Source organism: Streptomyces sp. NPDC046860 (genome assembly GCF_040645115.1).
Lineage (GTDB): Bacteria > Actinomycetota > Actinomycetes > Streptomycetales > Streptomycetaceae > Streptomyces.
The window spans coordinates 1-21,801 of the sequence record NZ_JBEYXQ010000007.1; the positions used below are offsets into that span (position 1 = coordinate 1).

General features: G+C 71.6%; 18 protein-coding genes and 1 pseudogene. 12 read left to right on the forward strand and 7 right to left on the reverse strand.

The genetic code is table 11. The annotated features are described in order from the left end of the window. Positions 1 to 134 precede the first annotated feature (134 nt). The 5 genes and pseudogenes from ABZ898_RS12260 to ABZ898_RS12280 form a co-directional block, all read left to right on the forward strand. Positions 135 to 764, forward strand: a pseudogene (locus ABZ898_RS12260) (VWA domain-containing protein); the annotation flags it as partial. A gap of 128 nt (positions 765 to 892) precedes the next feature. Continuing rightward, positions 893 to 2,608: a methionine--tRNA ligase gene (metG, locus tag ABZ898_RS12265; RefSeq protein WP_361656321.1), complete on the forward strand. Its 1,716-nt coding sequence runs from the start codon at positions 893 to 895 to the stop codon at positions 2,606 to 2,608. A 463-nt stretch (positions 2,609 to 3,071) separates the two neighbouring features. Then, positions 3,072 to 3,632, forward strand: a complete 561-nt coding sequence (locus ABZ898_RS12270; protein ID WP_361656324.1) for a hypothetical protein — start codon at positions 3,072 to 3,074, stop codon at positions 3,630 to 3,632. Then, the gene (locus ABZ898_RS12275) at positions 3,557 to 4,648 is read left to right on the forward strand and encodes a hypothetical protein (RefSeq protein WP_361656327.1); all 1,092 of its coding nucleotides are present in this window, start codon (positions 3,557 to 3,559) and stop codon (positions 4,646 to 4,648) included. Before ABZ898_RS12270 ends, ABZ898_RS12275 begins: the two co-directional genes overlap by 76 nt. Before the next feature lie 35 nt (positions 4,649 to 4,683). Further along, positions 4,684 to 5,382 carry a hypothetical protein gene (locus tag ABZ898_RS12280; RefSeq protein WP_361656329.1) on the forward strand — a complete coding sequence of 233 codons (699 nt, stop codon included), beginning with the start codon at positions 4,684 to 4,686 and terminating at the stop codon, positions 5,380 to 5,382. A 50-nt stretch (positions 5,383 to 5,432) separates the two neighbouring features. Here the strand turns inward: ABZ898_RS12280 and aspS are convergent, their stop codons facing one another. After that, positions 5,433 to 7,196 carry an aspartate--tRNA ligase gene (gene aspS, locus ABZ898_RS12285; protein WP_361656331.1) on the reverse strand — a complete coding sequence of 588 codons (1,764 nt, stop codon included), beginning with the start codon at positions 7,194 to 7,196 and terminating at the stop codon, positions 5,433 to 5,435. 175 nt (positions 7,197 to 7,371) lie between these two features. Between aspS and ABZ898_RS12290 the strand changes: the two genes are divergently transcribed. Next, complete coding sequence (locus ABZ898_RS12290) at positions 7,372 to 9,573, forward strand: SpoIIE family protein phosphatase (RefSeq protein ID WP_361656334.1); 2,202 nt, start codon at positions 7,372 to 7,374, stop codon at positions 9,571 to 9,573. 10 nt (positions 9,574 to 9,583) lie between these two features. Here the strand turns inward: ABZ898_RS12290 and ABZ898_RS12295 are convergent, their stop codons facing one another. From ABZ898_RS12295 to ABZ898_RS12305, 3 genes are all read right to left on the reverse strand, one after another. Next, positions 9,584 to 10,627 (reverse strand): AI-2E family transporter, encoded by a 1,044-nt coding sequence (locus ABZ898_RS12295; RefSeq protein WP_361656337.1) that lies wholly within the window; start codon positions 10,625 to 10,627, stop codon positions 9,584 to 9,586. A 170-nt stretch (positions 10,628 to 10,797) separates the two neighbouring features. Continuing rightward, positions 10,798 to 11,775, reverse strand: coding sequence for a pirin family protein (locus ABZ898_RS12300; protein ID WP_361656340.1), 978 nt, complete (start codon positions 11,773 to 11,775; stop codon positions 10,798 to 10,800). 110 nt (positions 11,776 to 11,885) lie between these two features. Further along, a complete protein-coding gene (locus ABZ898_RS12305) occupies positions 11,886 to 12,356 on the reverse strand; it encodes an SseB family protein (RefSeq protein ID WP_361656343.1) in 471 nt (156 codons plus the stop codon). Between the two features lie 192 nt (positions 12,357 to 12,548). Here ABZ898_RS12305 and ABZ898_RS12310 point away from each other — a divergent pair, with 192 nt between their 5' ends. From ABZ898_RS12310 to ABZ898_RS12320, 3 genes are all read left to right on the forward strand, one after another. Continuing rightward, positions 12,549 to 14,375, forward strand: coding sequence for an acyl-CoA dehydrogenase (locus ABZ898_RS12310; RefSeq protein ID WP_361656346.1), 1,827 nt, complete (start codon positions 12,549 to 12,551; stop codon positions 14,373 to 14,375). A gap of 85 nt (positions 14,376 to 14,460) precedes the next feature. Next, positions 14,461 to 15,771 carry a M18 family aminopeptidase gene (locus ABZ898_RS12315; protein ID WP_361656349.1) on the forward strand — a complete coding sequence of 437 codons (1,311 nt, stop codon included), beginning with the start codon at positions 14,461 to 14,463 and terminating at the stop codon, positions 15,769 to 15,771. Positions 15,772 to 15,865: 94 nt separating this feature from the next. Next, entirely contained in the window at positions 15,866 to 16,111 is a 246-nt protein-coding gene (locus tag ABZ898_RS12320; RefSeq protein ID WP_361656352.1) for a DUF6458 family protein, read from the forward strand. Position 16,112: 1 nt separating this feature from the next. On the opposite strand, the gene ABZ898_RS12325 is transcribed toward ABZ898_RS12320, so the two are convergent. Together ABZ898_RS12325 and ABZ898_RS12330 are read right to left on the reverse strand one after the other, a co-directional pair. Next, positions 16,113 to 17,942, reverse strand: coding sequence for a thioredoxin-like domain-containing protein (locus ABZ898_RS12325; RefSeq protein WP_361656355.1), 1,830 nt, complete (start codon positions 17,940 to 17,942; stop codon positions 16,113 to 16,115). Positions 17,943 to 17,973: 31 nt separating this feature from the next. Further along, entirely contained in the window at positions 17,974 to 18,369 is a 396-nt protein-coding gene (locus ABZ898_RS12330) for a cupin domain-containing protein (RefSeq protein ID WP_361656357.1), read from the reverse strand. A gap of 51 nt (positions 18,370 to 18,420) precedes the next feature. Here ABZ898_RS12330 and ABZ898_RS12335 point away from each other — a divergent pair, with 51 nt between their 5' ends. Together ABZ898_RS12335 and ABZ898_RS12340 are read left to right on the forward strand one after the other, a co-directional pair. Beyond that, the gene (locus tag ABZ898_RS12335) at positions 18,421 to 19,410 is read left to right on the forward strand and encodes a helix-turn-helix domain-containing protein (RefSeq protein ID WP_361656360.1); all 990 of its coding nucleotides are present in this window, start codon (positions 18,421 to 18,423) and stop codon (positions 19,408 to 19,410) included. A 31-nt stretch (positions 19,411 to 19,441) separates the two neighbouring features. Further along, positions 19,442 to 19,936 (forward strand): LURP-one-related family protein, encoded by a 495-nt coding sequence (locus tag ABZ898_RS12340; protein ID WP_361656363.1) that lies wholly within the window; start codon positions 19,442 to 19,444, stop codon positions 19,934 to 19,936. 23 nt (positions 19,937 to 19,959) lie between these two features. Here the strand turns inward: ABZ898_RS12340 and ABZ898_RS12345 are convergent, their stop codons facing one another. Then, entirely contained in the window at positions 19,960 to 20,754 is a 795-nt protein-coding gene (locus ABZ898_RS12345) for a carbon-nitrogen family hydrolase (protein WP_361656366.1), read from the reverse strand. 197 nt (positions 20,755 to 20,951) lie between these two features. Here ABZ898_RS12345 and ABZ898_RS12350 point away from each other — a divergent pair, with 197 nt between their 5' ends. Beyond that, on the forward strand, positions 20,952 to 21,776 hold the full coding sequence (locus tag ABZ898_RS12350; protein WP_361656369.1) for a maleylpyruvate isomerase family mycothiol-dependent enzyme: 825 nt from the start codon (positions 20,952 to 20,954) through the stop codon (positions 21,774 to 21,776). Positions 21,777 to 21,801 lie beyond the last annotated feature (25 nt).

A 21,801-nucleotide genomic window follows, 5' to 3' on the forward strand; every position in this document is an offset into this window, starting at 1 on the left:
CGGCCCCCGGGCCGCACCCCCCCCCGCTGTCGCCCCCCCCCACCCCCTGCCGCGGGCGGGGGTTGGGGGGGGTGTTGTTCTCTTGGGCCGCGGGGCCCCCCCCCCCCCCCCCCCCCACGACCCCCGCCCCCCTCCCCTCCCTCGCCACAGCCCACTCCGCCGCAGCAGCCACCCTCGCCGCCACCGGCCTGACCGGCAAGAAGGCGAAGCTCTACCTCGTACTGGACCGCTCCGCGAGCATGCGCCCGTACTACAAGGACGGCTCGGCCCAGGCTCTCGGCGACCAGACCCTCGCCCTGGCGGCCCACCTGGACGAGGACCCCCGCGTCCACGTCGTCTTCTTCTCCACCGAGGTCGACGGCACCACCGACCTCACCCTCACCGAGGACCACGAGACCGGCATCGACAAGGCGCACGCGGGCTTCGGCCGCATGGGCCGCACCAGCTACCACGCCGCCGTGGAAGCCGTACTCGCCCACCACGACAAGAACCACACCCCCGAGGACGACGTCCTGGTGGTGTTCCAGACGGACGGCGCCCCCGACGCCAAGACCCCCGCCACCCAGGCCCTCACCAACGCCGCGAAGACCCATCCCAGGGTCTTCTTCTCCTTCGTCGCCTTCGGTGACCCGGAGAACAAGGCGTTCGACTACCTCCGCAAGCTCAAGACGGCCAACACGTCCTTCTTCCACGCGGGCCCCACCCCCCGCGAGCTGACGGACACCGAGCTCTACGAGGGCGTACTCGCCGCCTGGCGCCCGTAAGCCCCGCCCCGCCCCGTCCCACCCAGGTGCCGCCCGCGTCCCACCCCGTAAAACGGGAGGCGGGCGGCATACACACGTCGGCTACGATTTCAAGGTTCGTACCCGCAGCGACCTGGGAGCAGCCTCCGATGGCTCGACACCTCATCACCAGCGCCCTTCCGTACATCAACGGAATCAAGCACCTGGGCAACATGGTGGGGTCCATGCTCCCGGCGGACGTGTACTCCCGGTACCTCCGCCAGCGCGGCCACGACGTCCTGTACATCTGCGCGACCGACGAGCACGGCACCCCCGCCGAGCTGGCCGCCAAGGAGCGCGGCCTGCCGGTGGACGAGTTCTGCGCCCAGGCCCACGACGCGCAGAAGGCGGTGTACGACGGCTTCGCACTGGCCTTCGACTACTTCGGCCGCAGCTCCTCCGCCGAGAACCGCGACATCACCCAGCACTTCGCCCGGAAGCTGAACGAGAACGGCTTCATCGAGGAGCGGGCGATCCGCCAGGTCTTCTCCCCGGCCGACGACCGCTTCCTGCCGGACCGCTACGTCGAGGGCACCTGCCCGCACTGCGGCTACGACAAGGCCCGCGGCGACCAGTGCGAGAACTGCACCCGCGTCCTGGACCCGACCGACCTGATCGAGCCCCGCTCGGCGATCTCTGGCTCCACGGACCTGGAGGTCCGCGAGACCAAGCACCTCTTCCTGCTCCAGTCCAAGCTGCAGCACGAGGTCGAGGAGTGGGTCTCCCGGCACGAGCAGGACTGGCCGCAGCTTGCCTCCTCCATCGCCCGCAAGTGGCTGACCGAGGGCCTGCACGACCGTGCGATCACCCGTGACCTGGACTGGGGCGTGCCGGTCCCGGCCGACACCTGGCCGGAGCTGGCCGCCGAGGGCAAGGTCTTCTACGTCTGGTTCGACGCCCCGGTGGAGTACATCGGCGCGACGAAGGAGTGGGCCGACCAGGACCCGGAGAACCGGGACTGGAAGTCGTGGTGGTACGACGCCGACGCGGACGTCCGCTACACCCAGTTCATGGCGAAGGACAACGTCCCGTTCCACACGGTGATGTTCCCGGCCACCGAGCTGGGCGTGCGTGAGCCGTGGAAGAAGGTCGACTACGTCAAGGCGTTCAACTGGCTGACGTACTACGGCGGCAAGTTCTCGACCTCGCAGAAGCGCGGCGTCTTCACCGACCAGGCCCTGGACATCCTCCCGGCGGACTACTGGCGCTATTTCCTGATCGCCAACGCCCCCGAGTCGGACGACTCGTCCTTCACCTGGGAGCACTTCACCGCCACGGTCAACAAGGACCTCGCGGACACGCTGGGCAACTTCGTCAACCGCGTGCTGTCCTTCTCCAAGAAGCGCTTCGGCGAGGAGGTCCCGGCGGGCGCGGAGGCCGGCGAGGCCGAGGCGAAGCTGGGCGAGGAGATCGCGGGCCTGCTGGCCGAGTACGAGACCCAGATGGAGGCCCTCCAGTTCCGCAAGGCCGCGGCCGCGCTGCGCGCCCTGTGGTCGGCCGGAAACTCCTACCTGGAGGAGAAGGCCCCCTGGCTGGAGATCAAGACCGACCCCGAGGCCGCGGCCCTCACGCTGCGCACGGCGATGAACCTGATCCACCTGTACGCGGTGGTCTCCGAGCCCTTCATCCCGGCCTCCTCGGCGGCGATGCGCGCGGCCTTCGCGCTGCCGGACGACACGGCGACCTGGATCACCGAGGCCGAGGCCAAGGCCCTCACGACGGTCCCCGCGGGCACCCCCTTCACCGTCCCCCCGGTCCTGTTCGCCAAGCTGACGGACGAGGACCTGGAGACGTACAAGGAGCGCTTCGGCGGCTCGGAGGCGTGACGCAGCACGCGTGACCACGGGGACCGGCGGCGCCGAAAGGTGCCGCCGGTCCCTTTTTCCGTGCCGGGCGGGGCCGGCCGCTGCCCCGTACGCCACGGCTTCGGCCACCGGAGCTCGCACACGTGAGTTCCGGTCCGAGTGGTGCTCTTTCCCAAGGAACACACGAGGGAAAAGGACCCCACCAAGCCCCACCCCTCCCGCCCGTCGGCGCAGATCACTCCCGCGAGTGAATATGCCCAACTCGGCTGGATTCGGTACCGGTTGTCGGCCCTAGTCTCAACCCTGCACCGCACGACAACCGCAGACATGAGACGGCCCCCGCCGGGACTGGCATCCCAATGCGAGGGCCTGACCACCGAGGAAGTGAGGCTTCCCGATGGACTCCGAAAACCCTAGCGCGCCCGCGTCCACCCAGGCCCTCATCCCGGGCAAAAACCACCCGCGCCGCAGCCCGCGTTCCGGCGTGATCCACGACAACGCCCGCCGCACCGAACGCTTCACGGTGATCGGCAACCACCTCGCCCAGCACCCGGAGCTGTCCGGGCTCGCGATCGGACTCGGGGTGTACATCCAGTCCCTCCCCGCCGGTGCCCCCGTCGACATCAAGACGCTCGCCGCCCGGTTCCCCGAGGGGCAGATCCGGGTCGCCGCCGCCCTGCGCGAACTGGAGGCCCACGGCTACCTCCGCCGCACCCGCGAGCGCACCCCCTGCGGCCGGATCGTCACCCGCACGGTCTCCTGCAACCGGCCGGGACCCCGGACCGAGCCCGCGGCCGAACCGACCACCAGGCCGGCCCGCCGCGCGGACCCCGCCGAACGCCCGCCCCGGGGGCGCCTCCCCACCGTGCCCCAGCCCGCCTGCCCCTCTCCCGCCCTCCTCCGGACGGCCGCCGACCTCCTCACCGGCCTCCGCCGCGTCACCCCCGCCTCCTGCTCTCCGCCACCGACGTGGAGCACCTGGCCCCCGGCGCCGCCGCCTGGCTGGAGCGCGACCTCACCCCCACCGCCGTACGCGAGGCCCTGACCGCGAACCTCCCCCGGGAACCCCTCACCCGCCCCGCCGCGATCCTGGCCCACCGCCTGACGGCCCAACTGCCACCCCCACCACCGTTCCGCGCCCCCACACCCCCGCCCACCACCCGCCACCCCCTGAGAAACTGCGACACCTGCGACCACGCCTACCGAAGCCCGAACCCCGACCACTGCCCCACCTGCGCCACCCGCCACCAGCTCCTCCCCGCACCGGTCGAGGTCACCGTCCTGCCCACCGACCGCACCGAGACCAGCCCGGTCGAACGCCGGGTGGACACCCTCCTCCGACTCGGGACCGCGGAACACGGCGCCTTCCTCCTCGCCGTCGAGGCTCAGGGCCGCAAGGATCAGGCCAAGCCGCCGAGCTGGGCCTACTACACCGCGTACCTGTGGACGAAGTACCGACTGCCCACCGCGCTTCTCGTCGTGTGCCAGGACCGGGCCACCGCCGAATGGGCCGGGCGGCCGACGGCCAGTGGTCCGCCCCAGCTGCCGACGCTCACCCTCACCCCGCTCGTGGTGGGCCCGCACAACATGCCCGTGATCACCGACCCGGCCGAGGCACGGGCGGACCTCGCGCTGGCCGCACTTTCCGCCATTACACATGCGGGTGATCCGGACATCGGTGCCATACTGAAGGCGCTGTCCACAGCGCTGGTGGGCGTCCCTGAGGACGCCTCCGGCCCGATCGTCGAAGTCGTCGCGCAGGGAATGGGCAACCGCCCGGCCCAGCAGCTCTGGAGGAATCTGGTGGCCGTGGACCTCTCCTTCTACAAGTCGAGCATCGCGGAAGAGATCCGGGACGAGGGTCGGGACGAAGGCCGGGCCGAGGGTCGGGCCGAAGGGCAGGCCCACGCCATACTGCTGGTCCTGGAACAGCGCGGCGTCGACGTACCCGACGAGGTCCGCCGGCACATCACCGGCTGTACCGACCCCGCGGTCCTGAACACCTGGCTCGCCCGCGCCCTCACCGCCACCAGCGCCACCGAGGTGATCCGGCCGGTCTGACCGCAGCAGCACACCGCGACCCTCCGGGCCCCCGAGTGAACCTCCCCGCACCCCACCGCCGCCTTCTCACCGACGTGCTCGCCTCGGCCATCCCCTCGGCGCTGGCCGGCGGTTACGCCCTGCAGGCGCACGGCCTGCTCGAACGGCCGCACGCGAACATGGATCTCGCGACGGAGAGCGCCGAGCCGATGTCCCGGCTCGCGGCGGCGCTGCGCGATGTGCTGGTCTCCCGGGGCCACGAGGTCACCGTGCGGGACGCGGCGCCCCTGTCCGCCCATCTCTCCGTCACGGACCCCGAGTCCGGCACGCTCTGCCCCCTCGCCCTGCACAAGGAAGCCTTCTGGAGCCCGCCCGTGCTCACCCCGTACGGGCCGACGCTCTCCCTGGAGGACGCCGTCGGCACCAAGATCCGGGCCCTGTACGACCGGGGAGCGGCCGTCGATCTGATCGACGCACGGGCCGCCGCCGGGCGGTTCTCCCTGCCGGAGCTGGAGGAGCTGGGCCGGCGGCACGCGTACGACGCCTTCGACCTGCCCACGCTCCAGTCCCGTCTCACCGGCACCGACTTCTACTCCGACCTGGAGTTCCTGCGGTACGAACTGCCCCGGCACGAGGTCGGTCCGCTGCGCGCCTGGGCCCAGCACTGGTCCGACGACATCGCGGAACGGCTGCTGGAGGACGGCGCCTCTCCGGACGAGGACGAGGACGATGACGAGGACAAGGACGAGGAATAGGAACGGCCCGGCTCCCCAGAGGGGCCGGGCCGTCTCACACGCACCGCGTACTACTTCGGCTGCGGCTTCCTGACGTTCAGGTGCAGCTCGCGCAGGCGGGTCTCGTCCAGCTCGGTCGGGGCGCCCATCATCAGGTCCTGGGCGTTGCCGTTGAGCGGGAAGGCGATGGTCTCGCGGATGTTGGGCTCGTCCGCGAGGAGCATCACGATGCGGTCCACGCCCGGGGCGATGCCACCGTGCGGCGGGGCGCCGAAGCGGAGGGCGCGCAGCATGCCGGCGAACTTGTCCTCGACGGTGTCACGGTCGTAGCCCGCGATCTCGAACGCCTTGATCATGATGTCCGGCTCGTGGTTCCGGATGGCGCCGGAGGACAGCTCCACACCGTTGCAGACGATGTCGTACTGCCAGCCGAGGATGTCCAGCGGGTCCTGGGTCTCCAGGGCCTCCATGCCGCCCTGCGGCATCGAGAACGGGTTGTGGGAGAAGTCGAGCTTGCCCGTCTCCTCGTCCCGCTCGTACATCGGGAAGTCGACGATCCAGCAGAAGCGGAAGACGCCGTCCTCGAACTGGTCCGCCCGCTTGGCGGCCTCGACGCGCACGGCGCCCATGATCTTCGAGACCTCGTCGAACTCGCCCGCGCCGAAGAACACCGCGTGGCCGGGGGCCAGCGAGAGACGCTTGGTCAGCTCGGCGACGTTCTCCTCGGTGAGGAACTTCGCGATCGGGCCGGTCAGCGAACCGTCCTCGCCGACGCGGACCCAGGCCAGGCCCTGCGCGCCCTGCGAGACGGCGAACTCGCCGAGCCCGTCGAAGAACTTGCGGCTCTGGCCCGCGACGTCCGGCACCGGCAGCGCGCGCACGTGCTTGCCCGCGAACGCCTTGAACGCCGAGCCCTCGAAGACGTCGGTGATGTCGACGAGCTCCAGCTTGGCGCGCAGGTCCGGCTTGTCGGAGCCGTACTTGAGCATCGACTCGCGGAACGGGATGCGCGGGAAGGGGGAGGTGACGTGGCGGCCGCCGCCGAACTCCTCGAACAGCTCGGTCATGAGCTTCTCGATCGGCTGGAAGACGTCCTCCTGCTCGACGAAGCTCATCTCGACGTCAAGCTGGTAGAACTCGCCCGGCGAACGGTCGGCGCGGGCGTCCTCGTCGCGGAAGCAGGGCGCGATCTGGAAGTAGCGGTCGAAGCCGGAGATCATCAGCAGCTGCTTGAACTGCTGCGGCGCCTGCGGCAGGGCGTAGAACCGGCCCGCGTGGACGCGGGAGGGGACCACGTAGTCGCGCGCGCCCTCGGGCGAGGTGGCGGACAGGATCGGCGTCGCCATCTCGTTGAAGCCCATCGCGGCCATCTTGTGGCGCATGGCCGAGATCACGGACGTCCGCAGCATGATGTTGCGGTGCATGCGCTCGCGGCGCAGGTCCAGGAAGCGGTACTCCAGGCGCCGCTCCTCGTTGACGCCGTCCTCGGCGTTGATCGTGAAGGGCAGCGGGGCGGCGGCGCCCAGCACCTCGACCTCCGCGACCTCGACCTCGATCTCGCCGGTGGGCAGTTCGGGGTTCACGTTCTCGGTTCCGCGTGAGACAACGCGGCCGTCGACGCGGACCGTGGACTCCTTGGAGACGGAGTCCAGCAGCTCGTAGGCGGGCGTGCCGGGACGGGCCACGAGCTGCGTGATGCCGTAGTGGTCACGCAGATCGATGAAGAGGATGCCGCCCAGGTCGCGCCGATTGTGCAGCCAGCCACTGAGCCGGACGTCGGTACCGACGTCGGAGGCGCGGAGCTGGCCGCAGGTGTGGGACCTGTACCGATGCATCGTCGTTCATCGTCCTTCGTTGGGGGTTCCTTGCCGGAGTGTGCTTCTCCCGGCTCGCCCGGGCACGGGGCCCGGACCCATCAAGGGTACCGGGCACCCCGTGATCGCCTCCCCACCATTACCGTCTGCCGATCCAGGGTGGCAGCAGTGGGGACGACCTTCTTAAAGTGGGGCAATGCGCACAGGTGAGCCGCTGCCCTCCGTGGGAGATGTCCTCGTCTCCCTCGCCACCGGGCTCTGGCAGTGGGACACGGCCACGGAGCTGGTCACCGTGGACGCGGAGGCGGCGCGGCTGCTGGGGCTGCCGGCCCGGCCCACCACCCTCACGGAGGCACAGGCGCGCTCCCGCCTGCACCCCTCCGACTGGAACGAGATCACCGGGGTCATCCCGCTCGCCGTCGCCAAGGGCACGCTCGCCGAGGTGCGCATCCGGGTCGTGGACGCCGCGGGCCGCACCATCCGGGTGGTGCGCAGCCGCTCCAAGCCGTCCTTCGACCGGGAGCGCCGGGCGTACGAACTCATCGGCACCCTTCAGGAGGTCACCGAGCCGGCGCCGGGCACCTCCTCGGCCCGCAGCGCGGTCACCGGCGACTGGCGGCGCTCGCGCGAGGCGTTCCTGCTGGACGCGGGCCGGGCGCTGGCCGAGGCACGGTCGACGGCGGAGGTGCTGCGGGTCGCGGCGACGCTGTCGATGCCGGGGTTCTCCCCGGACGGTCTCGCGGTGTTCGGGGTGGAGGGCGACCGGCTGACGATCATCGGTCACCACGGCTACCAGCCCGGCGACGACGGCCCCTTCACCCATATGCCGCTGACCACGGACTATCCGGCCGCGGAGGTGGTCCGTACCGGCAAGGCCGTCTACCTCTCCACGCCCGGCGAGTACCGCGACCGGTATCCGACGGCCTGGCCGCTGGCCGAGCAGTTCGGCCGCCGCTCGTGGGCGTTCCTGCCGCTGACGCTGGGCGGGTCCACGCGGGGCGCGTGGATGGCCGCGTTCAGCGACCGGGTGGCGTTCACCCCGGACGAGCGGGCGGTGCTCACCACGGTCGCCCGGATGCTCGCCCAGGCGCTGACGCGCGCCGGCGACGCGGAGACGCAGCGGGAGCTGTCGGAGGGCCTCCAGCGCTCCATGATGCCCTCGCTGCTCCCGGAGATCCCCGGCATGAGCGTGGCCGGGCGCTACATCCCGACCGGCGGCGGCCTCCAGGTGGGCGGCGACTGGTACGACATGATCCCGCTGCCCGGCGGGGTCGCGCCGAACACCGCCCAGGGCGGCCGGTTCGCACTGGTCATCGGGGACGTACAGGGACACGACGTCCGGGCCGCGGGCCTGATGGGCCAGCTCCGGATCGCGCTGCGCGCCTACGCCGCCGAGGGCCACCGCCCGGACGCGGTGCTCTCCCGCGCCTCCCGCTTCCTGCACGGCATCAACCACGACGAACACCTGACCGACCTGCGCTTCGCCACCTGCCTGTACGCCGAGGCCGACCCCGCGACCGGACGGCTGGAGGTCGCCCGCGCGGGGCATCCGGAGCCGGTGATCCGGCTGGCCGACGGCACGGTGATGCTCCGGCCCACGGCGGGCGGGCTGCCGCTGGGCGTCGACCCGGACGGGGACTACCCGACGACCCGGTTCACGCTGGAGCCCGGCGAGACGATGATGCTGTGCACCGACGGCCTGATCGAGACCGGCGGCCACGACATGGAGACCGGCTGGCGGCGCGTACGCGCCATCCTGGAGCGGTACGGCGACGCGGAGACGGACCGCGAGAGCGGCCTGGAGGGGCTGGCGGACGCGCTGGTGCAGGGGGTGCACGGGCCCTCCTCGCACCACACCACCGGCCCGCTGACCGACCGCCGCGAGGACGACATCGCGGTGCTCCTCCTTTTCCGGTCCGGCGAGAGCCGGGGGCTGAGCGACACCCCCGCGCCCGCGGCCCGGACCCGGGTGCGCAGCACGCTGATGTCGGTGGCGCAGGACGAGCCGGAGCGGATCGCCGAGGCCCGCCAGCATCTGCGGGAACTGCTGCACGACTGGGAGCCCGCCGAGCAGGTGGACGCGGCGGTGCTGCTGATCTCCGAGATGATCACCAACGTGCTGGTGCACACCGACGCCGACGCGCTGCTGCTCGCGGAGATCTTCGGCGAGCACGGGGACCGGCGGCTGCGGGTGCAGGTCACCGACTCCGGCGACGACCTCCCGCACAAGCGCCGCCCCGGCGAACTGGCCTCCTCCGGCCGCGGCCTCATGCTGATCGAGATGCTCGCCGACGCCTGGGGGGTCGAGCCGCGCGGGGAGGGCAAGAGCATCTGGTTCGAGCTGTACGAGCGTCCTGAACAGGGCGAGCCTGAACAGGGCGGGGAGGACGCGGCCTAGGGGGAGGCCCCTAGGGCTGCTCGTGCGGGGTGCCGTACCGGTCGCGGAGTTCCTGTACGACGCCGAAGACGGCCGCGGTCAGGGGTACGGCGAGGAGCATGCCGAGGATGCCCGCGACGGAGGCTCCGGCGGTGATCGTCAGCATCACCACCGCCGGGTGCATCTGCACGGTCCGGCTCTGGATGGCCGGCTGGAGCACGTGCCCCTCCAGCACCTGGACCCCGAGCACCACCCCGAGCGCCCACAGCGCGATCACGAAACCCCGGTCCGCGAGGGCGACCAGGACGGCGACCGCGCCGGAGAGGAAGGCGCCGAGGTAGGGGATGTAGGCGGCGACGAAGACGAGCGCGCCTAGCCCCACCGCGCCGGGGACGCGCAGGATCAGCAGGCCGACGGTGATGCAGACGGCGTCGATGAGCGCGATGATCGTCGTCCCGCGCATGAACCCCTCGACCGCCTCGAAGGCCCGGCGGGCCATGGCCTCCACCACGTCGGCGGTGCCGGCGGGGGCGAGGCCGCGCAGGGAGCGCAGGGCGCGCTGGGAGTCGCGCAGGAAGAAGAAGACCAGCAGCAGGGCGAGGACCGCGATGGCGATGGACTCGCCGACCACGCTGACGCCGCTGATGACGTTGGAGACGGCGGTGCCGCCGAACTTGCCCAGCAGCTCGCGGGCGTTGCCGGCGAGGTCGTCCAGGCCGGTCCCGGCGGCGCCGAAGTGCCGGGCGATGGCCCTGGCCGCGTCGCGCAGGGAGGCCACGATCTCGTCGCCGGTGTCCACGAGGGCGGCGACCACGATGTAGACGGCGCCGCCGACCACCGCCACGACGGCCACGCAGGTCAGGGCGGCGGCGAGGCTGGCGTTCAGCTTCATCTTGAGCAGCCAGCGGTACAGGGGGCCCAGCAGGGCGGTGCCCAGGAGAGCCAGCAGTACGGGGGTGACGGCGGTACGCAGCTCCCCGCACAGCCGGATGCCGACCCAGCCGAGCCCCGCGGCCAGCAGCAGCACGGCACACCAGGCGGCGAAGCGGCGCACGGGTACGGGGAGAAGCTGCACGCTCCCAGCGGAGCACGGGGTTGGCCCGGCTGTCCTGCTGCGGCGGGCCGGGAGGGTGAGGTGCCGTCCCTCCGCGTGCCGCCCCAGGGGGCTCCCGCCCCCTGGACCCCCGGCCTGTGCCCACCCACCACCCGGAACCGTCGGCCGAGTGGTGGGCGAACAGAACCGGATCAGCCCTGCGGGCCGCTCTCCGTCATGCCGTGCACCGCCGGCACCGTGCCCAGGCGGCCCTTCTGGAAGTCCTCGAAGGCCTGCATGAGCTGGTCCTTGGTGTTCATGACGAACGGGCCGTAGTGGGCCATGGGCTCACGGATGGGCTGTCCGCCGAGGAGGACGACCTCCAGGTCCGGGGTGTGGGAGTCCTGCTTCTCGTCCGCGCGGACGGTCAGCGTGCCCCCGGCGCCGAAGACGGCGGTCTGCCCGGTGTGCACCGGCCGGCGGTCCGCGCCCACCGAGCCGCGGCCGGCCAGCACGTAGGCGAGGCCGTTGAAGTCCTCGCGCCACGGCAGGGTGATCTCGGCGCCCGGCGCCACCGTCGCGTGGATCATCGTGATCGGCGTGTGGGTGATGCCGGGACCCGCGTGGCCGTCCAGCTCACCGGCGATGACGCGCAGCAGCGCGCCGCCGTCGGGGGTGGTGAGGAGCTGGACGCTGCCGCCCCGGATGTCCTGGTAGCGCGGCGCCATCATCTTGTCCTTGGCGGGGAGGTTCACCCAGAGCTGGAGCCCGTGGAAGAGACCGCCCGACATGACCAGGTGCTCCGGCGGGGCCTCGATGTGCAGCAGGCCCGAGCCGGCGGTCATCCACTGGGTGTCACCGTTGGTGATGGTGCCGCCACCGCCGTTGGAGTCCTGGTGGTCGAAGATCCCGTCGATGATGTAGGTGACGGTCTCGAAGCCGCGGTGCGGGTGCCAGGGGGTGCCCTTGGGCTCGCCCGGCGCGTACTCCACCTCACCCATCTGGTCCATCATGATGAACGGGTCGAGGTGGCGGTAGTTGATCCCGGCGAACGCGCGGCGCACCGGGAATCCCTCGCCCTCGAAGCCGCTGGGCGCGGTCGTCACGGCCAGCACCGGACGCGGCACGGCGTCGGCGGGCGCGGTCACACGGGGCAGCGTCAACGGGTTCTCGACGGTCACTGCAGGCATGGTCGGTACCTCCTTGTGGACCCAGTTTAGTTGAGCGTTGAACTTTCCGCCAGCCACAACACAGGAGGCCCGGAGGTAATTCCCTCCGGGCCTCGACGGACGAACCGTGGCTAGCCGTACATCCGGCGCATGGCGAACTCCACCATCTGCTCCACCGCCTTGGCGTCGAACACCATCCGGTGCTCGCCCTCCATGTCGACCACGAAGCCGTAGCCGGTGGGGAGCAGGTCGATCACCTCGGCGCCGGTGATCACGAAGTACTTGGACTCCTTGCCCGCGTACCTGCGCAGCTCCTTGAGCGAGGTGAACATCGGGATCACCGGCTGCTGGGTGTTGTGCAGGGCGAGGAAGCCGGGGGTGTCGCCGCGCGGGCAGTACACCTTGGACGTGGCGAAGACCTGCTGGAAGTCCTCGGCGGGCATCTGCCCGGTGGTGAAGGCGCGTACCGCGTCCGCCAGCGAGGGCGCGGACGGCTCCGGGTAGAGCGGCGGCTGCTGGCCGTACCCGCCGACACCACCCGGCTGCTGCTGCGGCGGCACGTACTGCTGCTGGGCGCCCGCGTTCTGGTCGTAGCCGTACATGGGCGCAAGAGTACCGAGCGCGGGCGGCGGGGTCAGGGGAGCGGGGGAGCTTTGTGCGCCGCCCCGTCCGCCGCATCTCACACCCGGCGGGGTTGCGTCTTATTACCGACGGGTAGCATCATCGTAGCCACTTGCTGGTACGTGTTCAGATGCGAGGAGTCAGTGCCTCGCCGAGTCCGTGATGGAGTCACCATGGGGCACTACAAGTCCAACCTCCGCGACATCGAGTTCAACCTCTTCGAAGTCCTGGGCCGCGAGAAGCTGTACGGCACCGGCCCGTTCGAGGAGATGGACACCGACACCGCCAAGTCCGTCCTCGCCGAGCTGACCCGGCTCTCGGAGAACGAGCTGGCGGAGTCCTTCGTGGACGCCGACCGCAACCCGCCGGTCTTCGACCCCGAGACCAACACCGCGCCGGTCCCCGCCTCCTTCAAGAAGAGCTACAAGGCCTTCATGGACTCGGAGTACTGGCGGCTCGGCCTGCCCGAGGAGATCGGCGGCACCAACACCCCGCCGTCCCTGATCTGGGCGTACGCGGAGCTGGTGCTCGGCGCCAACCCGGCCATCTGGATGTACTCCTCCGGCCCGGCGTTCGCGCGCATCCTCTTCGAGGAGGGCACCGAGGAGCAGCAGAAGTGGGCCCGGATCGCGGTCGAGAAGACCTGGGGTTCCACCATGGTCCTCACCGAGCCGGACGCCGGTTCGGACGTGGGCGCCGGCCGCACCAAGGCCGTGCAGCAGGAGGACGGCTCCTGGCACATCGAGGGCGTGAAGCGCTTCATCACCTCCGGTGAGCACGACATGGAGGAGAACATCCTCCACTACGTCCTCGCCCGCCCCGAGGGCGCCGGCCCCGGCACCAAGGGTCTCTCCCTCTTCCTCGTGCCCAAGTTCCTCTTCGACGGCGAGTCCGGCGAGCTGGGCGAGCGCAACGGCGTCTACGCCACCAACGTCGAGCACAAGATGGGCCTGAAGGCCTCCAACACCTGCGAGATGACCTTCGGCGACCGCCACCCCGCCAAGGGCTGGCTGATCGGCGACAAGCACGACGGCATCCGCCAGATGTTCCGCATCATCGAGTTCGCCCGCATGATGGTCGGCACGAAGGCCATCTCGACCCTGTCGACCGGCTACCTCAACGCGCTGGAGTACGCCAAGGAGCGCGTGCAGGGACCGGACCTGGCCCAGTTCATGGACAAGGCCGCGCCCAAGGTCACCATCACGCACCACCCCGACGTCCGCCGCTCCCTGATGACGCAGAAGGCGTACGCCGAGGGCATGCGCGCCCTCGTGCTGCACACCGCCTCCGTCCAGGACACGATCGCGGTCAAGGAGGCGAACGGCGAGGACGCCTCCACCGAGCACGCGCTGAACGACCTGCTCCTGCCGATCGTCAAGGGCTACGGCTCCGAGAAGGGCTACGAGCAGCTCGCCCAGTCGCTGCAGACCTTCGGCGGCTCCGGCTTCCTGCAGGAGTACCCGATCGAGCAGTACATCCGCGACGCCAAGATCGACACCCTCTACGAGGGCACCACCGCGATCCAGGGCCAGGACTTCTTCTTCCGGAAGATCGTCCGCAACCAGGGCGCCGCGCTGAACGGCCTCGCCGAGGACATCAAGAAGTTCCTGGCGCTCGGCACCGGCGGCGAGGACCTGGCGGGCGCCCGCGAGCACCTCGCCAAGGCGGCCGTGGAGCTGGAGGCGATCGTCGGCCTGATGCTGACCGACCTCGCGGCCACCGAGCAGGACGTGAAGAACATCTACAAGGTGGGCCTCAACACCACCCGCCTGCTGATGGCCTCCGGCGACGTCATCGTCGGCTACCTGCTGCTGCGCGGTGCCGCGGTGGCCGCCGAGAAGCTTCAGACCGCCTCCGCCAAGGACAAGGCGTTCTACACCGGCAAGATAGCGGCGGCGAAGTTCTTCGCGGCCAACGTCCTGCCCGGCGTCACCCTGGCCCGCAAGATCTCGGCCGGTGTCGAGCTGGACCTGATGGAGCTGGACGAGGCCGCGTTCTAGTCCGCTCCCCCCGCACCACACCCGCGCGCGGGCCCGCTTCCTCCTTCCGGAGAGCGGGCCCGCGCTCGTCGTTAAGGTAAACGCCATGAGCGCAGCAGCCCGTTTCGACCGCGGCCACACCGACGACCTGATGGCCTTCCTCGCGGCGAGCCCGACGCCGTACCACGCCGTGGCGAACGTCGCCGCACGGCTGGACGAGGCGGGCTTCACCCAGGTCGCCGAGACCGAGGCGTGGGACACCCCCGCGGGCACCGGCAGCGGCGGCCGGTACGTGCTGCGCGGCGGCGCGGTCATCGCCTGGTACGTCCCCGAGGGTGCCGCTCCGCACACCCCGTTCCGGATCATCGGCGCGCACACCGACTCCCCCAACCTCCGGGTCAAGCCCGAACCGGACAGCGGGGCGCACGGCTGGCGCCAGGTCGCGGTGGAGATCTACGGCGGCCCGCTGATGAACTCCTGGCTCGACCGCGACCTCGGCATCGCCGGCCGGCTCACCCTGCGCGACGGCGGCTCGGTCCTGGTCGACATCGACCGCCCGCTGCTGCGGGTGCCGCAGCTCGCCATCCACCTGGACCGCTCGGTCTCCGCCGACGGCCTCAAGCTCGACAAGCAGCGCCACCTCCAGCCCGTGTGGGGACTCGGCGACGACGTCTCCGAGGGCGACCTGATCGCGTTCCTGGAGGAGGAGGCCGGGCTTGAGCCCGGTTCCGTCGCGGGCTGGGACCTGATGACCTATCCCGTCGAGGCGCCCGCCTACCTGGGCCGGGACCGCGAGCTGGTCGCCGGGCCCCGGATGGACAACCTGTTGTCCGTGCACGCCGGTACGGCCGCCCTGGTCGCCGCCGCCACCTCCGGTGAGCCGCTCACCCACATCCCGGTCCTCGCCGCCTTCGACCACGAGGAGAACGGCTCCCAGTCCGACACCGGCGCCGACGGCCCGCTGCTCGGCGGCGTCCTGGAGCGCTCGGTGTTCGCGCGCGGCGGCTCCTACGAGGACCGGGCACGCGCCTTCGCCGGCACCGTCTGCCTCTCCTCCGACACCGGCCACGCCGTGCACCCCAACTACGCGGAGCGGCACGACCCGACGCACCACCCGCGCGTCAACGGCGGCCCGATCCTCAAGGTGAACGTCAACAACCGCTACGCCACGGACGGTTCGGGGCGCGCGGTGTTCGCCGCCGCGTGCGAGCGGGCCGGGGTGCCCTTCCAGACGTTCGTCTCGAACAACTCGATGCCCTGCGGCACCACCATCGGCCCGATCACCGCCGCCCGGCACGGGATCAGCACCGTCGACATCGGCGTGGCGATCCTCTCCATGCACAGCGCGCGCGAACTGTGCGGCGACAAGGACCCGTTCCTTCTCGCCGCGGCCCTGACGGCCTTCCTGGAGGGCTAGTTGACGGCGCGCGGGGAGGGCTAGCCCGCCGGATGGGGGGTATCCGCCGAACGGGACCGGAGATTCCGGAACCCTTCAGGGGAGGCAGGATCTCATGGGCCTCGGCGGATGCATCATCCTCATAGCCGTGGGAGCGATCCTCACGTTTGCCACCGACTGGCACATGAGCGGCGTCAACCTCGATCTGGTCGGCGTCATCCTCATGGCCGTCGGACTCATCGGGCTGGTGACGTTCAGCGGCATCGCCCGGCGCCGCCGCGTGGTGGTCCCGCCCACCCGGGTGGTGGAGGAGGAGCGGCACGTGCCGCGCGACGGCTACTCGGACGGCTACGGCGCCTGACTCAGCGCCCCTCGCCCTCGTCGAGGCCGGCCAGCACCAGCGGCAGCCGGTCCGAGGCGCCCTCGACGAGGCGCACCGGGACGCCCCAGTCCTGCTGGTGGACGTGGCAGGCCGGGTACTCGTTGGCCGGGTCGTCGTCGCAGGAGGCGGCCATCGCGGAGACGTGCAGCACGCCCTCGGCGACGGCCGGGTCCAGCTCCAGATCGCGGCTGAGGTCGCTGTCCGCGCCCTCGCCCTTGAGCAGCAGCTCGGGCGGGGTCGCGGAGACCAGCAGCCGGGTCGAGGGGCCGTAGCGGGTGTCCAGCTTCTGGCCCGCGGGGGCCTGGAAGATCACGTCCAGCCGCAGTCGGCCGGGCGCCACCTCGGTGGCGGCGCGCTGCGTGCGGTGGGCGACCGCCTCCACGCGTACCGCCTCCTCGGGCAGGCGCAGCCGGGTCAGCCGGTGCCGGGCGGACTCGACCACCACGATGTCGTCCCCGGCGAGCACCGCGTCGCTGGGCTCACGCAGGTCCGTGGCGAGCGTGGTGACCTCGCCGGTGGCGGGGTCGTAGCGGCGCAGGGCGTGGTTGTAGGTGTCGGCGACGGCGACCGAGCCGTCCGGCAGTGCGGTGACGCCCAGCGGGTGCTGGAGCAGGGCCTGCCCCGCCTCGCCGTCCCGGTGGCCGAAGTCGAACAGGCCGGTGCCGACGGCGGTGTGCACGGCGCCGCCGGCGTCCACCCAGCGCAGCGCGGAGGTCTCGGAGTCCGCGAGCCACAGCCGGTCCTCCGTCGCGGCGAGCCCCGAGGGCTGCGCGAACCACGCCTCGGCGCCGGGCCCGTCCACCAGGCCCTCGTTGGTCGTGCCGGCCGCGACCCGGACGGTGTCCGCCTCCGGGTCGTACGTCCAGAGCTGGTGCACGCCCGCCATGGCGATCCACACCTCGCCGCCGAAGACGGCCACGTCCCACGGTGAGGACAGCGCGACCTCGCGGGCCGGTCCCGAGGTGGGCGCGCCCTGCATCCACTGCCGGCCGGTGCCCGCCAGGGTGGTGACCTCGCCGGAGGCGAGGCCGACGCGGCGCAGGGCGTGGTTCACGGTGTCGGCGACGACCACAAAGCCGTCGCCGGTCAGCGCGAGGCCCTGCGGCTCGTTGAATGACGCCAGCCCGGCCGGTCCGTCCGCGAAGCCGCGCGCCCCGGAGCCGATCCGGCGCACGACGGACTCGCCGTCCTCGGCCAGCTCCACCAGCTGGTGCCGGGTGGTGTCGCTGACCAGGAAGTTCCCCGAGGGCAGCAGCAGCGCCTTGCCGGGGAAGCGCAGCACGGTCGGCTCCGGCTCCGGTGCCACGTACGGGCCGTCGCCCCGGCGCAGGGTGCCCTTGGCCCCGTGCTCGGCCTCCAGTTCCTCCACCAGCCGCTCGATGGCGTGCACATGACCCTCACCGGCATGCTGGGCGACCACGTACCCCTCGGGGTCGATCACCACCAGCGTCGGCCACGCGCGCACCGCGTACTGCTTCCAGGTGGCCAGCTCCGGGTCGTCCAGCACGGGGTGCTCCACGCCGTACCGCTCGACGGCGTCCACGACCGACTGGTGCTCCGCCTCGTGCACGAACTTCGGGGAGTGCACCCCGATGACCACCACCGTGTCCCGGTGCTTCTCCTCCAGCTCGCGCAGCTCGTCCAGGACGTGCAGGCAGTTGATGCAGCAGAAGGTCCAGAAGTCGAGGATGACGATGCGTCCCCGCAGGTCGGCAAGGGTGTACTGCTGACCGCCGGTGTTCAGCCAGCCCCCCTTGCCGACCAGTTCGGGAGCACGGACACGGACACGTCGAGAAGCGGAGTCGTTCATCCTTCAAGGGTGCCACCCCGGCTCCGGCGGATCAGTCCAGGGCGTGTCCCGTGGTGGCGTCCACATGGGCCGGGACCTCGTCGTGGCGGTCGCCCACGGACAGGGTGCCGGTGGGTTCGAGGACCAGGATCTCGGTGGGGACGGGGGCGTAGGGCTTGTGCTCGGTGCCGCGCGGGACGGTGAACACCGAGCCCTCGCGCAGGACCACCGTGCGCTCGCCGGCCGGTTCGCGCAGGCCGAGGTGGAGTTCGCCGGTGAGGACGAGGAAGAACTCGTCGGTGTCGTCGTGCGCGTGCCAGACGTGCTCGCCCTCGGCCTTGGCCACGCGGACGTCGTAGTCGTTGACCGACGCGACGATACGGGGACTCCAGCGGTCGTCGAAGGAGGCGAGGACCTGGGGGAGGGAACGGGGTTCTTCGGTAGCCATGCCTTCATCGTGGGGCGTGCGCGCGGCCCGTACGAGTGCTAGGAATCGCACATGGCGCACGATTCCTCGCAGCCGCGTCGCACCCATCGGGTCGCCGTCCTGGTGGACACCGGGACCAACCCGTTCGAGGTGGGGGTCGCCACCGAGCTGTTCGGCCTGCCCCGCCCCGAACTCGGCCTGCCGCAGCCGCTGTACGAGGTCACGCTGTGCGCGCCCGCCCCCGAGGTGCGCATGAACCACGGCTTCTTCACCCTGACCGGCGTGGCCGGGCTGGACGCCGTGGACGGCGCGGACACCCTCGTCGTGCCCGGCCGCCCGGACAACGTGGTCCCGCGCGAGGCCCCCGTACGGGAGGCGATCCGGCGGGCGCACGCGCGGGGAGCCCGGATCGTCAGCTTCTGCACCGGCACCTTCGCGCTCGCCGAGGCCGGGCTGCTCGACGGACGCCGGGCCACCACGCACTGGAAGTGGGCCGCGCTCCTGAGGCGGCTGCACCCGCGCGTGCTGCTGGAGCCGGACGTGCTCTTCGTCGACGAGGGGGACGTGCTGTCCGCCTCGGGCAGCGCCGCCGCGCTCGACCTCGGGCTGTACCTGTGGCGCCGGGACCACGGCGCCGAGATCGCCAACTCGGTCTCCCGGCGGCTGCTCTTCGCCGCCCACCGCGACGGCGGACAGCGGCAGTTCGTGGAACGCCCGCTGCCCGACGTGCCCGACGGCTCCCTCGGACCGCTGCTCGCCTGGGCGCAGGAGCGGCTCGGGGAACCGCTGACCGTCGCCGATCTCGCCGCCCGCGCGGCCGTCTCCCCCGCCACCCTGCACCGCCGCTTCCGCGCCATGCTCGGCACCACCCCGCTGGCCTGGCTCACCGGCGAACGGGTGGCGCTGGCCTGCCGGCTGATCGAGCGGGGGGAGACCCGGCTGGAGGTGGTCGCGGCCCGCTGCGGGCTGGGCACGGCGGCCAACCTGCGGGCGAGGCTGCGCCGGGAGACCGGACTGAGCCCCTCCGGCTACCGCAAGCGGTTCGGCCCGGCCGCCCGGTGAGGAACGCCTCCCGCCGGGGAAGCGCTTCACCATGAGATTCCTCGTGCGCGACCGGCTGCTGGGCATCGGCGACGACTACTGGATCGAGGACGGGAACGGCCGCAAGGTCTTCCTCGTCGACGGCAAGGCCATGCGGCTGCGGGACACCTTCGAGCTGAAGGACACCGACGGCCATGTCCTGATCGACATCCACCAGAAGATGTTCGCCCTGCGCGACACCATGGTGATCCGGCGGGACGGCGCCGACCTCGCCACCATCCGCCGCAAGCGCCTCTCCCTGCTGCGCAACCACTACCGCGTGGACCTGGCCGACGGCACCGAACTCGACGTCAGCGGCAAGATCCTCGACCGCGAGTTCGCCGTGGAGTACGCGGGCGAGCTGCTCGCGGTGATCTCCCGCCGCCTGATGACCGTCCGGGACACCTACGGGGTCGACGTCGTACGCGACGACGCCGACCCGACGCTGCTCATCGCGGTGGCGGTGTGCGTGATCCACCTGGCGGACAAGGAGCGGGAGGACGACTGAGGGGCCCGAGCGGCCCGAGAGGGCTACCGGCGGGGCGGGTCCAGGCCCAGGACGCGGTCCTTGAGAGCGGGGAACTGCTCACGGGTCACGGCGACCTTCGCCGGGTCGAACTCGGCGGTGAGCACCTCCTCGTCCGCGCCCGCCTCCGCCAGGACCTCGCCCCAGGGGTCCACCACGACCGAGTACCCCGCCTGCGCGACCCCGGCGTGCGTCCCGGCCGTGCCGCAGGCCAGGACGTACGCCTGGTTCTCGACCGCCCGCGCCCGGGCCAGCAGGGTCCAGTGCGCGCGGCGGCGCTCGGGCCAGCCCGCGGAGACGACCAGGGTCTCGGCGCCCGCGTCGGTGAGGGTGCGGAAGAGTTCGGGGAAGCGGAGGTCGTAGCAGGTGGCGAGGCCGGCCGTGGTCTCCGGCAGGCGTACGGTCACCGGCTCGCTCCCGGCGCCCATCAGCACGGCCTCACCCCGGTCGAAGCCGAAGCGGTGGATCTTGCGGTAGGACGCGGCGAGTTCGCCCGAGGGGGAGAAGACGAGGGCGGTGTTGTAGAGGGTGCCGTCGGGGGCGCGCTCCGGGACGGACCCGGCGTGCAGCCAGACCTCCGCGTCCCGCGCGGCCTTGGCCATCGCCTCGTGGGTGGGACCCTGAAGCGGCTCCGCCTCGGTGGCGAACGCCTCGTAGGCGAAGGCCCCCGTGGTCCACAGCTCGGGCAGAACGACGAGGTCGGCGCCCTCCTGTGCCCGCACGAGCCCGGCCGCGCGCTGACGCCGCTCGGCCACCGATTCGCCCTCGTCCACACGGATCTGGATCAGCGAGGCGCGCACACTACCACCGTCCTGGCATTCGAGTCGTTCCCACGGGCCTACGATCGTCACACGAAAGCACTGCCGGGGGGTATCGGAGCAGCGTAACTTGGGGTCCCCCTGCTCACGCGAAGCCGAGAGCTCGGGGAGTCTCCAGACGCCCGCCCAGTGCAGCCGCCGATTCTGCCCGTGTAACGACCGCCGAGGGGTCCTGTTCCGTGAGTCTGCATCCCACCCTCCAGCCCTACGCCGACGCCTGGACCCACTCGATCGACGCGATAGCCGAGCTGGTCAACCCGCTGGTCGAGGGTGAGTGGAACCGGCGTACGCCGTGCCCCGGCTGGTCGGTGCGGGACGTGGTCTCGCACGTGATCGGCCTGGACTGCGAGATGCTGGGCGACCCCCGGCCCATCCACACCCTGCCCCGCGACCTCTTCCACGTCACCAACGAGTCGCAGCGGTACATGGAGATGCAGGTCGACGTCCGCCGCCACCACACGGCGCCGGAGATGACGTCGGAGCTGGAGTACACGGTCATCCGGCGCAGCCGGCAGCTGCGCAACGAGTCCCGCGAGCCCGGCACCCTGGTGCGCGGTCCGATGGGCAAGGAGATCACCCTCGAACTCGCCATGCGGATGCGGGCGTTCGATGTGTGGGTGCACGAGCAGGACCTGCGGACCGCCCTCGGCCGCCCCGGCAACCTCGACTCGCCCGGCGCCCTCGTCGCCCGTGACCTGCTGCTGGCCGGACTGCCCAAGGTGGTCGCCAAGGGGGCCCAGGCGCCGCGCAGTTCGGCGATCGTCTTCGACGTGCACGGCCCGGTGGAGTTCCTGCGCACGATCCGCGTCGACATCCAGGGCCGGGGCACCCTGGAGACGGCCCCCGCGCTCGGTCCCGCCGCGACCTTCACCCTCGACTGGGAGACCTACTTCCGCCTGGCCTGCGGCCGGATCACCCCGGACGCGGCCGGCGACCGCATCAAGACCGAGGGCGACCCGGAACTGACGTCGGCCGTCCTGCGCAACTTCACGGTCACGCCCTGACCTTTTAATCGGGTGCCGGTGGCCC

Excerpts from the sequence above, each read along its gene's own strand:
- ABZ898_RS12340 (WP_361656363.1), top strand. The coding sequence starts at position 19,442 with ATGAGATTCCTCGTGCGCGACCGGCTGCTGGGCATCGGCGACGACTAC.
- aspS (WP_361656331.1), bottom strand. The coding sequence starts at position 7,196 with ATGCATCGGTACAGGTCCCACACCTGCGGCCAGCTCCGCGCCTCCGAC.
- ABZ898_RS12325 (WP_361656355.1), bottom strand. The coding sequence starts at position 17,942 with ATGAACGACTCCGCTTCTCGACGTGTCCGTGTCCGTGCTCCCGAACTG.
- ABZ898_RS12335 (WP_361656360.1), top strand. The coding sequence starts at position 18,421 with ATGGCGCACGATTCCTCGCAGCCGCGTCGCACCCATCGGGTCGCCGTC.
- ABZ898_RS12300 (WP_361656340.1), bottom strand. The coding sequence starts at position 11,775 with ATGCCTGCAGTGACCGTCGAGAACCCGTTGACGCTGCCCCGTGTGACC.
- ABZ898_RS12320 (WP_361656352.1), top strand. The coding sequence starts at position 15,866 with ATGGGCCTCGGCGGATGCATCATCCTCATAGCCGTGGGAGCGATCCTC.
- ABZ898_RS12290 (WP_361656334.1), top strand. The coding sequence starts at position 7,372 with ATGCGCACAGGTGAGCCGCTGCCCTCCGTGGGAGATGTCCTCGTCTCC.
- ABZ898_RS12315 (WP_361656349.1), top strand. The coding sequence starts at position 14,461 with ATGAGCGCAGCAGCCCGTTTCGACCGCGGCCACACCGACGACCTGATG.
- ABZ898_RS12310 (WP_361656346.1), top strand. The coding sequence starts at position 12,549 with ATGGGGCACTACAAGTCCAACCTCCGCGACATCGAGTTCAACCTCTTC.
- ABZ898_RS12305 (WP_361656343.1), bottom strand. The coding sequence starts at position 12,356 with ATGTACGGCTACGACCAGAACGCGGGCGCCCAGCAGCAGTACGTGCCG.
- metG (WP_361656321.1), top strand. The coding sequence starts at position 893 with ATGGCTCGACACCTCATCACCAGCGCCCTTCCGTACATCAACGGAATC.
- ABZ898_RS12330 (WP_361656357.1), bottom strand. The coding sequence starts at position 18,369 with ATGGCTACCGAAGAACCCCGTTCCCTCCCCCAGGTCCTCGCCTCCTTC.